Source organism: Acidobacteriota bacterium (assembly GCA_004299485.1).
Taxonomy (GTDB): domain Bacteria; phylum Acidobacteriota; class Terriglobia; order Terriglobales; family SCQP01; genus SCQP01.
The window spans coordinates 105743-119810 of sequence record SCQP01000016.1 but is presented as its reverse complement, the minus strand read 5'-3'; the positions used below and the strand labels follow the sequence as shown (position 1 = coordinate 119810).

11 protein-coding genes and 1 tRNA gene are annotated in these 14068 nt (G+C 65.3%); 3 read left to right on the top strand and 9 right to left on the bottom strand.

Features of this window, described 5'->3' with window-relative positions; genetic code table 11:
• The first annotated feature begins 13 nt into the window (after positions 1-13).
• Positions 14-1450 carry a PAS domain-containing sensor histidine kinase gene (locus EPN33_11720; protein TAN21288.1) on the top strand — a complete coding sequence of 479 codons (1437 nt, stop codon included), beginning with the start codon at positions 14-16 and terminating at the stop codon, positions 1448-1450.
• Between the two features lie 31 nt (positions 1451-1481).
• Here EPN33_11720 and EPN33_11715 read toward each other — a convergent pair.
• Positions 1482-1568, bottom strand: a tRNA-Leu gene (locus tag EPN33_11715).
• Between the two features lie 95 nt (positions 1569-1663).
• Here EPN33_11715 and EPN33_11710 point away from each other — a divergent pair.
• Positions 1664-2149 (top strand): ferritin-like domain-containing protein, encoded by a 486-nt coding sequence (locus EPN33_11710; GenBank protein ID TAN21555.1) that lies wholly within the window; start codon positions 1664-1666, stop codon positions 2147-2149.
• 113 nt (positions 2150-2262) lie between these two features.
• Here the strand turns inward: EPN33_11710 and EPN33_11705 are convergent, their stop codons facing one another.
• From EPN33_11705 to EPN33_11695, 3 genes are all read right to left on the bottom strand, one after another.
• Complete coding sequence (locus EPN33_11705; protein ID TAN21287.1) at positions 2263-2595, bottom strand: ArsR family transcriptional regulator; 333 nt, start codon at positions 2593-2595, stop codon at positions 2263-2265.
• Positions 2596-2678: 83 nt separating this feature from the next.
• Positions 2679-4316, bottom strand: coding sequence for a glycosyltransferase (locus EPN33_11700; protein TAN21286.1), 1638 nt, complete (start codon positions 4314-4316; stop codon positions 2679-2681).
• Positions 4317-4320: 4 nt separating this feature from the next.
• Positions 4321-5745, bottom strand: a complete 1425-nt coding sequence (locus tag EPN33_11695) for an FAD-dependent oxidoreductase (GenBank protein ID TAN21285.1) — start codon at positions 5743-5745, stop codon at positions 4321-4323.
• A 42-nt stretch (positions 5746-5787) separates the two neighbouring features.
• Between EPN33_11695 and EPN33_11690 the strand changes: the two genes are divergently transcribed.
• On the top strand, positions 5788-7377 hold the full coding sequence (locus tag EPN33_11690) for a peptidase S10 (GenBank protein ID TAN21284.1): 1590 nt from the start codon (positions 5788-5790) through the stop codon (positions 7375-7377).
• Positions 7378-7440: 63 nt separating this feature from the next.
• Here the strand turns inward: EPN33_11690 and EPN33_11685 are convergent, their stop codons facing one another.
• The 5 genes from EPN33_11685 to EPN33_11665 all read right to left on the bottom strand — a co-directional run bounded on the left by EPN33_11685 (position 7441) and on the right by EPN33_11665 (position 14066).
• Positions 7441-8514 carry a hypothetical protein gene (locus EPN33_11685; protein TAN21283.1) on the bottom strand — a complete coding sequence of 358 codons (1074 nt, stop codon included), beginning with the start codon at positions 8512-8514 and terminating at the stop codon, positions 7441-7443.
• Positions 8511-9443, bottom strand: a complete 933-nt coding sequence (locus EPN33_11680; protein TAN21282.1) for an ABC transporter ATP-binding protein — start codon at positions 9441-9443, stop codon at positions 8511-8513. Before EPN33_11680 ends, EPN33_11685 begins: the two co-directional genes overlap by 4 nt.
• Positions 9440-10300: a hypothetical protein gene (locus EPN33_11675; GenBank protein ID TAN21281.1), complete on the bottom strand. Its 861-nt coding sequence runs from the start codon at positions 10298-10300 to the stop codon at positions 9440-9442. The genes EPN33_11680 and EPN33_11675 overlap by 4 nt, the downstream gene beginning before the upstream one ends.
• A 204-nt stretch (positions 10301-10504) precedes the next feature.
• On the bottom strand, positions 10505-11512 hold the full coding sequence (locus tag EPN33_11670; protein TAN21280.1) for an ABC transporter ATP-binding protein: 1008 nt from the start codon (positions 11510-11512) through the stop codon (positions 10505-10507).
• The gene (locus tag EPN33_11665) at positions 11499-14066 is read right to left on the bottom strand and encodes a hypothetical protein (GenBank protein TAN21279.1); all 2568 of its coding nucleotides are present in this window, start codon (positions 14064-14066) and stop codon (positions 11499-11501) included. Before EPN33_11665 ends, EPN33_11670 begins: the two co-directional genes overlap by 14 nt.
• Positions 14067-14068 lie beyond the last annotated feature (2 nt).

Below are 14068 nucleotides of genomic sequence, written 5' to 3'. Positions count from 1 at the left end.
TCCAAGCATATGGATGCGCCTGCTCCGCTCTATCGGGATTGTACTGGCGATCATCGGCCTATCGCTGGCCGCCATGTGCGCATTGTTCTGGATTCAGCCCAGCCGCGAGGTCACGCTTTTGGTGTACCTGCCGGGCATCGTGATCGCCGAAGCAGTGTTTGGGCCGTGGGCAGGCGTGGGTTCGGTGCTGCTGAGCGTTGCCGCCAGCTTCTATTACCGCATTTGGTATTTGCCGCTGCAATCGACACAGAATATCGAGCCGGTGCGCTACGTAGCCGTCGAAGAACTGATCCTGCTGGTGGTGGGCTTGTTCCTGGTGTGGCTGATGGATCAGCGGACGCGGAGCCGGCGCGGGCTGGCCAGCGGGGCGCAGCAGTTGGCGGCGATCATGCGCAACGTCAGTGACGCCGTATTGGTTTTTGGCCGCGATTTTCGCGTGATCTCGATGAATGCCGGGGCGCATGTGATGCTCGACCGTCCGGGAGGGACGCTGTTGGGCGACCACGCCGACGACTTGCAGCGGCGATTCCAGTTCACGCCGGAAACCCCGCCGGTGGCGCCGCGACCGCCCAATCTGGCGGCGGCCACGCGGACGGGCATCACGATCCACGAACGGGGCACGATCACAGATCTGAGCCGCAACCGGCGGATTGAAGTGACGATCCACGTCATCCCCTGGCGCACGGCGCCGAATCGGATCGAGGGCTCGGTGGTGGTCATCACCGACCGGACGGCGGTCAAGAATCTACAGATGCGGCTGGTGGAAACCGCACGGCACGCAGCGGTGGGGCAGATGTTTTCCGGCCTTTCGCACGACTTCAATCATGTCCTGGACATCGTTCGTCGCGCGCTGGCGGTGCTGGAGTTGCACGAGAACGCACCGCCGGAGGAGCGGCGGCGCTACCGCGAGATGATCGACCGCGCGGCGGTTGACGGCAGCTTGCTGGTACGCCGGCTGCGGGACTACATGGCAGGGGGCACAACGCGCACGCAGGTCAATCTCACGACAATTGCAGCGGAAGTCATCGAACTGACGCGGCCACTGTGGCGCGCGCATCCGGCGTTGGAGTTGGTGGCTGCATTGCAACCTGTACCCAACGTTGAGGCACAGCGCAACGATGTGCAGCGAGTGCTGGTGAATCTGGTCTTTAACGCCGTCGAAGCACTGGGAGCGTTACCGGGGCGGATCGTGGTCCACACGGAAGCCGACATGGATCACGTCCGCGTCTGGGTGGAGGACAACGGTCCTGGGATCGCACCGGAAAATCTTCCGCGTTTATTTGAGGCGTATTACACCACCAAGCCGCAGGGGATGGGGCTGGGGCTATTCGGAGCGGCGCAGATTGCGCGCGATCACGGCGGCACGCTGAGCGTCCGGAGCGAGCCGGGCAAGGCGACGCGCTTTACGCTGGAGCTGCCACTACAAGCCAGCAGCGAAGCTGGGGCGTAGAGCCGAGAGGCGGGGCGCCGGCGATTCAAGATGGTGCCGCAGAAGGGACTCGAACCCCCACTCCCTTGCGAGAACGTGGACCTGAACCACGCGCGTCTGCCAGTTCCGCCACTGCGGCACGTCCGACTATTTTACCCTAGCAACGGCGATTTTGGGGGAAGCATCGGAGGCGGTATTGGTCCGAGCGAAGGAGATGCGATGCCGCATGAGAACCTGCCCCAGTTGCAATCGCTGCTGGTGGATGAGATGGAAGACCTCCTCCATGCAGAAAACCAGCTTGTCAAGGCGCTGCCGAAGATGGCGAAGGCGGCGCACTCACCCCAGCTTCGCCAATGCTTCGAAGATCACCTGCAGCAGACGCGGGGGCACATCGAGCGGCTCCAACAGGCGTTTACACTGCTCAAGGTAAAAGCGAAGGCGCAGACCTGCAAGGGCATGCAGGGGCTGGTGAATGAGGCCGAAGAAAGCATGGACGAAGGGAAGGACCGCGATCCGGCCAGCGCCGATTTGAGCCTCGTCGTCGCGGCACAGAAAATCGAACACTACGAGATCTCCGGCTATGGCACGCTACGCACGCTGGCCGACCGGATCGGGGAAATGCAGGTGGCTCGGCTGCTGGCCGACAACGAAGCCGAAGAGCGGACTGCCGACGAACGGCTGACGGATGTTTCGCAGCCGCTGTTCGCGAAAGCGGCCTAGCGGTTCGCGCCGCTTTTACTCGGGGCTGCGCCCCGCGCCTCCCGTTGGTCGTCTTCCCGCCGTATCCGGCGCTGCGAGCTGGTTCGTCCGCAGGGGCTGGGCCGACGGCGGGACTAGACGGCGCTGGCGGTCTGCCAAGTGGCGGCGACTTCGGCGCGAGTTGGCTTGGGGCGCGTTTCCAGGTAGGTCTCAATCTCGTGCAGGAGCGGAGCGACGCCGTCGACGAGATGAAACATCTTCCGTTTCTGTTCCCAGCGGCAGATGACGATGCCGGCGCGCTGCAGCCGCGCGAGGGAGTGGGAAACGCGGCTCTGCTCGAAGCTGAGGGTCTCGGCGATCTGGGAGACGGTGGCGCCGCGCCGGCGCAGCATTTGCACAATCGCCATGCGGGAAACGTTTGACAAAGTGGAGAAGAAATCGCGGTATTCGTTGTGTTCCATGCCCATGATCCTCGGCGATTCACGTCTAGCGCCGTCTACCACTGACAACGGGCAAATCCCGGCGAAGTTACAAAATTCTTGGATAAAATTTACAATTCGGTCAGGTTGTCTGTCCAGTCCAGGGTTTCAATGCCTTCGGGGAGGCTCTCGACCAGCGCCTTGGCCTGCGGGAAGCGGCGTTGCAACAAGTCTGGGTTGGGGTTATCTCCTTCAAACCAAAGGCCATCGGGCAAATCCTGGGCGGCAACCAACTGCAGTCCCCAGGTGGTAAAGCTCTCCACTGCGATGGGAGAGGCGGGCTCCGGGCCGACGCTGGCAACGCGGCGGCAGCCGCAGCCGCGGAAAAACGCGATGGCGTGGTTCATCTCCATACGCCAGCGCCGGGTGGTAGCAAAGGCCCGGACTTCATAAGCAGGACTGGATTCTTCGCCGTGGCGCAGGGCGAGGGCGAGCCTTTGGGCAGCTTCGAGCGGGGTCGAATGGTCGCAGCTAGCTTGTTGAGCCAGCCAGGCGCCGTGCTCGAGTGCGAGTGCGGGATCGGGTTCGGTGGCGCCGCGGGCCAGTAGATCGAAGAGGCTGCGGAGTGCGCCGGCGCTGGCGAGGCCCTGCGCCTGGGCGTTTTTGGCGACGAGATCGCCGGCCCAGACGTCGCTTACGGCGTAGGCCTCACGGAGAGCGTCGGCCAGGGCGAGGGCATCGTCGGGCGCAGCGAGAAAGCCGTTGACGCCATGGATGATCTGCTCGGCTAAACCGCCGATTGCGGTGGCCACGATGCGTGCGCCTGCCGCCTGGGCGTCCGCCAACAGGCGGCTAAAGGGCTGCTCCCAGCGGGAGGGTACGACCGCCACGCCGCAGGCGGACAACAGCGCCGGCATTTCAGGCGGCGGGACGGGCGGGTGAAAGACGATCTGATGACGGGCGGCGAAGCCAGCGCGCAGACGGAGCTGTGCGGGCTCATCGTGGACGTGGAGGATGTCGAGTTGCAACGGCTCTTGCATCTGGTCGAGAGCGGCGCCGAGTAGCTCGGCACCGGCGGCGTGACCGGGGCCGCCAGCATAGAGCAATCGCCGGGTGCGGTTGAGGGGCGAGAGCGCCTGCGCGCGATCGTGGAGGCCAAGGCGGGGGGCGATGACGGCGATGCGTTCGGGTGGGGCACCCTGTTCGATCCAGAAGTCGCGGGCGAAACGCGAGCTGGCGACCAGGGCATCGGCGCGGACGAGGGCGGTGCGCCAATCCTCAGGACGATGACGGTAGAGAACCATGCGCAGGGGCAGCTCGGCCATACGGCGCAACTCGCCGCTGACGCACCAAGCGCATTTCCAGCCGGTGCGGCCGGGGCCGGAGCAGCGCTCTTCGGTGCGATGCCAGAGGCGCTGGGTGGGGCAGAGGGGGGTGAAATCATGCAGGAAGACGGCGTAGGGAATGCCGCGCTCGCGCAGGTCGAGCAGCAGGGACGGACTCACTGCGCCCAGGCTTTGGACGAAGACGGCCTGGGGCTGGGCGATATCGAGAGCGCGATGCCAGGCGGATAAGGCGCCTTCCCCTGCCGCCGGGGTCATGACGTTGAGGCCTTCCCAGGCCGGCGGCGCGGGGCCGCTTTGGGGCGTGAGGCTGAGCACCCAACCGCCGAGGGCGCGCGCGACTTCCCACGCGTACTGCTCGATTTCGCCCGGCGACTGCGGGTAGAGCGCGTGGACGACCTGGAGGAGCGGTGTTGAGGACTCCACGGCGCTATCCTAACGCCGATGTGATCCTGGCCGCAGCGGCAACACCGGAGGCGATGCAGTCGGGCACACCGACACCAGCGTAGGCATTGCCGGCGAGGGCCAGGCGGGGATATCGCTCCAGGGCGGCGAGCAGCCGCTTTACGCGCTCGTTATGGCCAACGGTGTATTGCGGCAGAGCGCGACGGCAAGCGCGAATGCGGACCAGATCCGGAGGCTGGGTGACGCCGAGGATGGCTGCAACATCGGCGCGGGCGTGGGCTTCGATCAGCGCGTTGGCGGCTTCCGCCAGAGCTTCGCCGTAGAACAGCCGGAGGAGGGCGGCGCCGGCGGGGGCACGGCCGGAAAACTTCTGATGGGCGAAGGTGCAGGCCTGGAGATCCGAATCGCCGCCGGCGAGAAAGCCGTGGCCGGGCGGCAGCGCGGGGGCGGTGCGATAGGCCAGATTGACGTTGACCGATGAAGAGAACGGGATGGACGCCAGTGGAGCCGCGAGTTCGGCATCGAAATCGCGCAATAGGGTAGCAGCGCGCCAGGCGGGGGCGGCGACGATGAGGCTGGAGGCGTCGAGCGGGTCGCCCTGTTCCAGTTCCAGACGGAAACCGGCGCCGTTTCGTGCGATCGCCTGGACGCAGGAGTGCGCGCGAAGGCAGGGCTGCAAGCGCTCGACCAGTTTGGCGACCAGCGTACCCATGCCGCCGCGCAGGGTCATGAAAATGGGTGCACCGGAGGGCCGATCGCCGGGCGCGGAGGGTGGGACGGCGCTAAGGCAATCGGCGCGGCCACCATAAACCCCGGCGAGAAGCGGTTGCACGATGATCTGCGTGAAGGCGCGGCCAGCATGGCGACCGAAGCGGCGCTCGAGATAGGCGGCGACCGTCTCATCCTCGCGTGGTGGCGCAGCGGTGCGGGGCCAGTGCCAGATGACCGCGGCTTTGACGGCAGGAGAGAACAGGGGCGAGCGCAGGACCGGGCCGAGGCGCGTCGGCGCCAGCATGCGCCAGCCGGCGGGGAGGGGTTGCAAGTGGCACGGCCACCTCTGGTTGGAGCCGCCCTCCCGTTGGTCGGGCTGTGGCCGAGTGTCGCTCCCCGGGAACGGACGCCCGCTGGCGATCAGGGCGTCTCCAAGTTGCCGCGTATGGCCACGATGGAGCAAGCGCGGACCGCCGGGTTGGGGCTCGGTGCCGATGAGCTCGCCTTCCAGGCCGAGCTCGCGGCAAAGCTCCACGGCAGCGGGCTTGCCGGCGAGGAAAGAATCGGGACCGCCTTCGAGCAGAAATCCATCCACACGCTCGCTGGCGATGGCGCCACCCCAGCGATCGCTCGCTTCCAGCACCACACACGCGCGGCCGGCCTGCTGCAGCGTCCAGGCGGCGCTGAGGCCGGCGATACCGCCACCGATGATGGCTGTGAGTCCTGAACTAGTTGTCATGGACACGATTTCTCTGGAAGAGCGCAGTCTCTGAATGCCATAATGCGCGCGCAGGACTATTTTAAACCATCAGGAGTCATTTCAATGAGGATTCGGGTTCCGCGCGTTTCCGCGGCTCTCTTGCCAATTTTAGCCTTGGCACTGGCTACGCCGTTGCTGGCGCAGCGGCGGTTCTTTTTCCAGCCCGGAGCGCAGCAGCATCCGTATGATCCCAAGCCGACGGATCCGCCGCCGGTGGTGACGCATCATCAGATTACGATTGGCGGGCAGACGTATGCGTATACGGCGACGACGGGGCGGCTGCCGGTGCCGGATGCGGAAGGCAAGACCGAAGCCCACATCTTTTTTGTAGCGTATACGCTCGATGGCGCCAAGGCCGGAAGCCGCCCGCTATCGTTCATTTATAACGGCGGGCCGGGCGAGCCGGCGATCTGGGTGCAGATGGGCGGCTTTGCGCCCAAGCGGATCGAGCTGCAGGAAGACGGCACGCTGCCGCCGCCGCCGTACAAGCTGGTGGATAACCAGGAGAGCTGGCTGCCGTTTACCGACATGGTCTTTATCGATCCCGACGGCACCGGCTACAGCCGTGCGGTGAACGAAAAAGCGCTCAAGTACACGTCGGGTGTAGCCGGCGACCTGCAGTCGCTGAGCCAGTTCATCCGCCTCTATTTGACCAACTACGGGCGGTTGAGTTCGCCGCTCTATATCGCCGGGGAAAGTTACGGCACGTTCCGGTCGGCGGGTCTCGCGGGATACCTGGCGCAACAGGGTATCGCGCTGAACGGGGTGGTGCTGCTGTCGAGCGTGCTCAATATGCACACACTCGATGAGTCGCCCGACAATGACTTGCCCAACGTACTGTTCGTGCCCTCCTATGCCGCGATTGCCTGGTATCACAAGAAGCTACCCGCCGATCTGGAAAAGCTGACGCTGCCGGAGCTGGAAAAGCAAGTCGAGAACTGGGCCACGCACGACTACATGATGGACTTGGAGATGGGCGACCGGCTGCAGGGCGCGGCGCGGCAGCAGGCGATTACGCAGATGGCGCGTTACACCGGCCTCGATCCCAAGCTGCTCGACAATTACAACCTGCGGATCGACAGTTCGCTATTCGAGAGCTCGCTGCTGCGCGGCGAAAAACGGGCGGTGGGGCGGCTCGACGGCCGCATGACCAGCTTCAACCGGATTCCCGGCAACCCGTACAACGATTTTGACCCGAGCTGGGTGCAGCGGCCGGTGTACACGCAGATGTTTCTGAAGTACGTGCGCGAGAACCTGGGCTACAAGACCGATGAGGTTTATGGCGGTGGGATTGCGCGGCCGTGGCAGTTCAACATGGACTACGACCAGAACATGTCAACCCTACTGGAGAGCGCCTTCGCGAAAAATCCGTACATGAAGCTGATGCTGGCGGGCGGGTACTACGATCTGGCGTGCCCGTTCTTTGAAGCTGAGTACAGCATGTGGCACCTGTTCCTGCCGCCTTCGGAGCAGAGCCATATCGTCGTGGAGCTTTATCAGACCGGCCACATGATCTACCAGGACACGCCGTCGCGGACCAAGCTGGCGAAGGACGTCGAACAGTTCATCGCGAACTCCAGCCACGATCAACCGATGAATTTAACGCACTGAGGGAAGAGGGAAAAGGGAACGGGCTCAGGGTCGCCCCTTTTCCCTTATCCCTTTTCCCTCCCGTTACTCGCTTGCATAGTCGATTTCGAGGTGGCGGACGCGCCAGCTTGCCAGCCAGAGGAGGAGGGCGGCGGCGATGAAGACGCCCAACACGTCCCAGGCGGGGGCGAGGGCGTTGCCGCTGGTAGCGAGGAGCTGGAAGAGGGCATTGGTGCCGGGGCCGGAGGCGAGGCGGAGGGGGAGCAGGCCGATCAGGTAGTAGATGATGCTGATGTGCTTCAGCAGGGAGGGCAGGAAAGGGTTGATGCCTTCCCAAACCAGCAGCGCCACCACCGGGATGATGGGGTTGCGGGCAAACAGGCCGACCACAAGGAAAAAGGCGCCGTAACCGAGGCAGGCCAGGGCAGTGACGCCAATGTAGGCGCCGAACTGAGCCCAGCCGTGCTCGACGCCGAGGAGCTGGGAACGCATCAGCGGGCCCATTTGCCAGCCGAGAATTAAAAGTTGCAGGGTGACGCTGCCGCTAAAAATGATGACGGCGGCGAGAAGACCGGCGAGGAATTTGCCGGCGAGGACGATTTCGCGGCGGACCGGGGCGAGGAAATAGAAGTGCAGGCTGCGGTCCATCAGCTCGCCGCGGAAGAGGCGCAGAAAAATCCCGAGGCAGCCGAAAAAGACGACCAGGCGGAGGGTGAAGAACTCGTAGATCGAACCGAAGACGCGGCCGCTATCGGCGAAGCTGGGGGCGAGACGACGGCTCCAGCCATTCAGTTTGCCGTCGAGGAAGGCCACGTTGTACATGGCGTCGGAGGTGGCGTAGCGGAAGTACTGGAGCTCGTGGTGGTGGCGGCGCATGCGGCCGCTTTGTTCGGCGGGAGGGCCAAGGCGCTGCAGGACCTGGGCGGGCGTCATGCCGGTGGCCAAATTGGAAAAATCGGCGTCGGTGATGGGATGCTCGCCATGGGCCATCCAGGCGGCGCGCTGCTGTGCGAGGAAGTGAACCTGGGCGCCGTAGACGGCGATCAGGCCCAGGGGCGCGAGCGCTAACAGGTAGATCCACCAGCTCCGGTGCGACCAGAGCGTTTTGCGCAACTCCATACGGAAGACGACGGCGAGTTGGCGCCAGCGGCCTTTCATCGCGTACCTCCAGGCTGGACGAGATAGTCGTAGACGGCGCGGGCGTCTTCATCGGCGGGCTGGACGCCTTCGATGTCGAAATCGGCCAGCGCCCAGCGGTTGAGGGCGAGAAAAAATTCGCGGGGATCGCGGGTGGTGACGAGCACGGCGCCCTCGCCCAGCTCGGCCTGCAGTACGCCGGGCAACTGGAAGGCTTCGGCGGCGAGGGCGCGGGCGCGGCGGCAGCGGACGCGGACCTGGAGCGGATGCTCAGGCATCTCCTCACGCACGCCCTGAATGGCGCCTTCGGCGACCACATAACCGTTGCTGAGCATGACCACCTGATCGGAGATGGCATCGACCTCGTGGAGGACGTGGCTGGAGAGGATGACGTACTTGCCTGCGACGGCCCAGCTTTGAAACAGGGCAATGGCTTCGGCGCGCGCCAAGGGATCGAGGCCGTTCAGGGGTTCATCGAGCACCATCACCGGCGGTTCGAGCACCAGGGCGAGCGCCAGACGGGCACGCTGGCGATTGCCCTTGCTCAGACTGGCGAGCTTCTGGCGGGCGGAGGCGAGCAGGCCGACGCGGTCCAGCGCGGCGGTGGCGAGGCGGTCGACGCTGGTGGTTTCGCCCGCCAGGCGCAGGAAGGAGGTGAGAAGTTGCCAGGCGGACATGCCGCGCGGGAAGCTATCGAACTGCGAGCTGTAGCCGACCAGGCGGAAGAGGCGCTCCGGATCCTCGTTGGTCACGCCCAAGACCTCGATGTGACCGCGCGTGGGCTGGATCAAGCCGGAAAGCAGATTCATCAACGTCGACTTGCCCGCGCCGTTGGGGCCGACCAGGCTGGTGATGCCGGGCGGCAGGGCTAAATTGACGTGGTTGATACCCAGGACTTCGCCGTAGAACTTGGAGACGTCGTGAAAGACAACGCCGGTTGTGGCGGTCATCGCACCACCGCCAGGCCGCGGATTTTCAACTGCACCAGCCAGAGCGAAATGCCGGCGATGGCGGCGACGACGATCCAGGCAGCCGCGACGAGCAGGGGCGCGAGCGGGGGCTGGCGGAAGATGGCGGTCCAGACGACGAGATGCAGGGCGTTGAAGCTGAACAGATCGCCGGCCTGGGTGGAGAGCGTGGCGTTGATGGCAGCGCCGAAACCGGCGCCCAGGAAATCAATACCCAGCAAGGCGCCGATGGCGATGATTTTCCAGCGTACCCAGGAGGAAACGGCGATGGCGAGGAGTGAGAGCACGGTGATCCAGATCCAGCTTGCGAGCACGATGCTGATGCCGATCCAGCCGAACTGGGAGCGCCAGGCGGCGCCGCCGATGCTCATCTGCACGGCGTAGACGATGAGGCCCGGAACCCAGGTCAAGGCCGACAGCAGAGCAAACAACACACTGAACTTGCCGAGCATGTACTCCCAGCGCGAGAGCGGGCGCGCCAGGTAGAGGCTGAGGCCGCCGTTGGTGACGTCGGGAGCGACCAGGCCGGGCGCGGCAAAGGCGGCAAACAGAAAGGCGAAGACGCACTCGGTGTGCAGCCATTGGGCGAAGAAGTTGTTGTCGATGGTGACGAAGGAGTGGAAGTTGCCGAACTGGCTGAGAAAACCGAGATTGTTGGAGACGTAGACCAGCACAAGTTGGATGAGGGGGACGAGCAGGCAGATCAGGAACAGGACCGTCAGAAAGCGGGAGGCGAAGACGCGCCGGCGGGCGTAGCGGTGAATGACGCCCACTCGCTGCCAGGCGGAGGCTGCGAGGGGTCCTTCGTAGCCGCGGTAGGTCTGCTTGTAGACGGCCATCGATCTATCTTAATCGCGGGCACCCGCGCAGGCGCCATTGGCGCCTGCGCCACTCGGCCCCTGCGGGGCCTCGCAAAGCCGCCCGCTCTCTCCGTCCTCGCTGCACCGGGCCGGGGGCCCCTACGCCCCGCCCGGTGCGGTTCTTCTGCCCAGAAGGTACGGGCTCGGGGGAGGGCGGTTCCGTGAATTTAGGCCAGGCGGAAGCTAAGTTCCGTTCTCGTCCATGGCGCGGAGGAAGATGTCTTCCAGGGTGTCGCGGCGGAACTGGACGCGGCGGAGCTGGATGTTGGCGGCGGCGGCGGCCTGGTAGATGTCACGCAGTTCGAGGCCGGAGGGGAGGACGGTTTTGAGGCGGCGGCCACGGCGGGCGACTTCGCAGCCGAGGGAAGCGAGGGTGGCCGCGAAGGCGGTGCCGTCATCGGCAGTTTCGAGCTCGAGCAGGCGCGAAGCGGGCGGCGTGGCATCAAGGCGGGTCTGATGGACGGCGCGGCCGTGCTTGAGGATGAGGACTTCGTCGCAAGTCTGCTCGACGTCGCGGAGCAGATGCGAGCAGAGAATGATGCGCATGCCGGTGGCGTCGCGCATCTGGCGGATGAGCCGGAGCATGCGCTCGCGGCCTTCGGGATCGAGGCTGTTGGTGGGCTCGTCGAGGATCAGCAGCTTAGGGCCGTGGACGATTGCCTGCGCCAGCTTGGCCATCTGGCGCATGCCTTGGGAGTAGCTGTTCAGGGGACGATAGCGCGCTTCGCCGAGGCCGACATAGAACAGGCTTTCGTGGGCGCGTTCGAGAGCGGTTTCGGGCGGCAGTCCGCTGAGTTCGGCCATCATGCGGGTGAGCGCAACGGCGCTCATGTTGCCGATGAAGGCGTCGTTTTCGGGCATGTACCCCACGCGGCTCACGCCGCCCTCAGGCGGGGCTGCGCCCCGGGCCTCCCGTTGGTCGGCCTCCCCTTTGCCGCGCCCTCGGCCGATCGGCTGGCCGAGGAGGCGGGCGGAGCCTGCGGCGGGTTTGACGAAACCGAGGAGGGTGGCGATGAGGGTGGATTTGCCGGCGCCGTTGGGACCGAGCAGGCCGACGGCGCGGCCGGTAAGGCGGGCGGTGAGACCGTCGAGGGCGATGCGCTGGCCGTAGCGGACCCGCAGGTTTTCCAACTCGATTACCGGAGTGGCAACCGGCGTTACCTGCGGGAGGGCGCTATCAGCGATGGCCATGGGAGCCTTTGGGCACGGTTTTGTGCGGCGATAGACCTAACGCTAGCATGTTCTGGAGGGTGAGGCCGAGCAGGCCGCGGGTGCTGGCGACTTCAATCGAGGTGGGGGCAGCGTAGGCGTAGGTCAGGCCTGGCGTGGCGTTGCCGAGCAGCGCCTTGACCTCGGGCTGGAAGGTGGAGGAGATCGACGGCAGCAGTTTTTGCGCCAGCGGCCCGAGGCGGTCGCCGAGATTGTGGTAGAACAACGCGGAAAAATTGGTGTGGCCGTTCTGCGGCAACTGGGCCTGAAACTGGCTGGAGAAGGGCAGGCTCGTGCCGGAGTCGTCGGTCTGGAGGCCGTCCTGGACTTCGGCGACGCTCGATCCGGCGAGTAAATAGCTGCCGGCGTAGGTGTAGGCCAACACGGTTTCGGCGTTCTGGTTGACGCTGTAGATGGTGTTGCCGTTGGTGGACTGCTGGGTGAGGGTGAAGTGATGTTTGGGATTGGCGGCGGCGTCGCCATCGTGCAGTAGTTGCACAATGGCGTTTTGCATGGCCTGGGAATCGTTGACTTCGACCACGGCTTTCCAGGCGGGCTTAGGGAGCACGGGACCGTCCTGCGCAAAGGTAAATTCGCCGCCCAGCAGACCGGAGATGGTTTTGAGATCGGCGTTCAGGGCCTGTTGTTCGGGCGTTTGCGGCTTGGCGGGCTGAGCATGGTGATGGTTGCCGTGCAGCAGGGCGATGACCTGGGCGGGAGACTCGGTGAGGAAACTGACGGCTATGGTGGCGTTCGGCGAAAGAAACTGCAGGCCGCCCATGGGACCGGGCGCGGCCAATATGCCGAAGAGACCGGTGCGCGGGCCGCTGAAGTCAACCTGGACGTAAGATGGCGTGCCGTCACTGTGCAACTGGCTGCGGGCCACCAGAAATTCCGGATGGGAGCCGCTGGAGGGCGCGGGATTCACGGTTTTATGTACGGCGCCGAAGTGCATTTGGTTCACATCGGCGGCGAGAATCCAGCTTGCGCCTGCCTGATAGAGGGGTGCGACTTTCTGATAGAGCGGAGTTGCAAGAAATGGACCGGGGCCCGGCTGGCCGGCAAGGGCGGCGCATTCCTGCAGGAGCGTGCCGTTGTGCGTGGCGACGAGTTTGCCGTTGCCGATCCAGATCAGCATGGATTTGCTGCTGCCGGGACCAGCGGCGGCGGGATTGGAGAGCACGCGCGGCTGGGGACCGTGGCCGGATTGCTGCTCGAGTTGAGCGGCGAGACCGGGCTTGCTGACCGAGGCGAGAATGACGACGCCCGCGGAGGGCTTGCGGGCGGCAGCCACTGCGATCTCATCGCCGAGATAGCTGGTGAGCGACTGCAGGGTGTTGAGCATGCTTTCGAGTTGCTGACCGTTGGTGGGACCGCCGTGGGCGGAGGGCTGGTTCCACCAGGCTTCGAGTGCCGGACTGTTACCCAAGTCGCTTTCGAGGATGGAGTGCGCCTGAGTGAGCGTCTGGTTAAGGTTGGGGATGGCGGCGTAGACAAAGGCGTTGGCGGGGACGAGCGAAAGCAGGGCGGATTGATGGCGCGGCGGGGGTGCGGGCAGGGATTCGAGCTGTTTGCCCATGTTGGTCAACTCGTCAAGCATGGCGAGGTACTGGCCGGCGTTCTGGCTCCAGTCGAAGGCGTCGCGCATGGGCACGAGGCCGAGGCGGGGATTACTGGTGGCTTCGTGACCGGCGAGGACGGTTTCGGTGTAATTCTGGCCGCCGCGCTCGTAACGGAAGGCGACGCTGCCCTGAGCGACGGCGACGCGGGAGCCCATCAGACCGTGGGCGACGGAGAAGACCGTGCCCTGGTCGGTGATGCGGCTATCGGCGGTCGCGATATAAAGGCGGCGCGCCCAGCCGTGATCGGTGGCGCGGACGATGAGGTTGCCGTGGAGGAGGTGGATGGTGGTGCCCGTCCAGCCGCGCTGGAGGAGGACGTCGGTACGGCGGGCCAGCTCGAGTTGGGTACCGGAGCGCAGCTGCAGCTCGGCGCCTTGCGTAGTTCCGGTGCGGATTTCGGCGCCGCTATTGAGCACCGTGCCCGCAGCGACGGGACGGACGCTGGCGCCGCTGACGGAGAAGACCGTGCCACTGTTCTGGGCGACGGTGGCGAGTGCTTGCGACTGGCCGGGCAGCACGCCGGCGCGCGCGCCCCAGACGAGGACGGCAATTACGATGATGGCGGCCGCGGCCGCCAGCCAAACAGGGATGGCGCGCGGCCGGGGTTTGGCCGCGGCGATCGCGGCTGGTGCAGTGGTGGGGTGGAGGGCGTGACGACAGGCGACGCAGTGGTGCAGGTGATCTTCGACGAGCAGGCGGCGCGGCGGGGGCAGCGTGCCGGCGCGATAGGCGGGCAAGAGCGCCCGGAAGGCGGCACAGGATTCCAGGGGTAGTTGGGCGGCAAAGGTGGCCTGCAGGGCGTCCGGATCGGCGCCGGCCTCGCGCAGCAGGTCGCGGACCTCGGCCGCGCTCAGGCTCTCATCTTGGGGCAACAGGGCTTCTGCCGCCAGCCGGATTTTCTCATCGCTATTCATCG

Coding starts and splice junctions, on each gene's coding strand:
- EPN33_11675 (TAN21281.1), bottom strand. CDS start 10,300: ATGGCCGTCTACAAGCAGACCTACCGCGGCTACGAAGGACCCCTCGCA.
- EPN33_11695 (TAN21285.1), bottom strand. CDS start 5,745: ATGACAACTAGTTCAGGACTCACAGCCATCATCGGTGGCGGTATCGCC.
- EPN33_11665 (TAN21279.1), bottom strand. CDS start 14,066: ATGAATAGCGATGAGAAAATCCGGCTGGCGGCAGAAGCCCTGTTGCCC.
- EPN33_11685 (TAN21283.1), bottom strand. CDS start 8,514: ATGAAAGGCCGCTGGCGCCAACTCGCCGTCGTCTTCCGTATGGAGTTG.
- EPN33_11705 (TAN21287.1), bottom strand. CDS start 2,595: ATGGGCATGGAACACAACGAATACCGCGATTTCTTCTCCACTTTGTCA.
- EPN33_11670 (TAN21280.1), bottom strand. CDS start 11,512: ATGGCCATCGCTGATAGCGCCCTCCCGCAGGTAACGCCGGTTGCCACT.
- EPN33_11680 (TAN21282.1), bottom strand. CDS start 9,443: ATGACCGCCACAACCGGCGTTGTCTTTCACGACGTCTCCAAGTTCTAC.
- EPN33_11720 (TAN21288.1), top strand. CDS start 14: ATGCGCCTGCTCCGCTCTATCGGGATTGTACTGGCGATCATCGGCCTA.
- EPN33_11690 (TAN21284.1), top strand. CDS start 5,788: ATGCGCGCGCAGGACTATTTTAAACCATCAGGAGTCATTTCAATGAGG.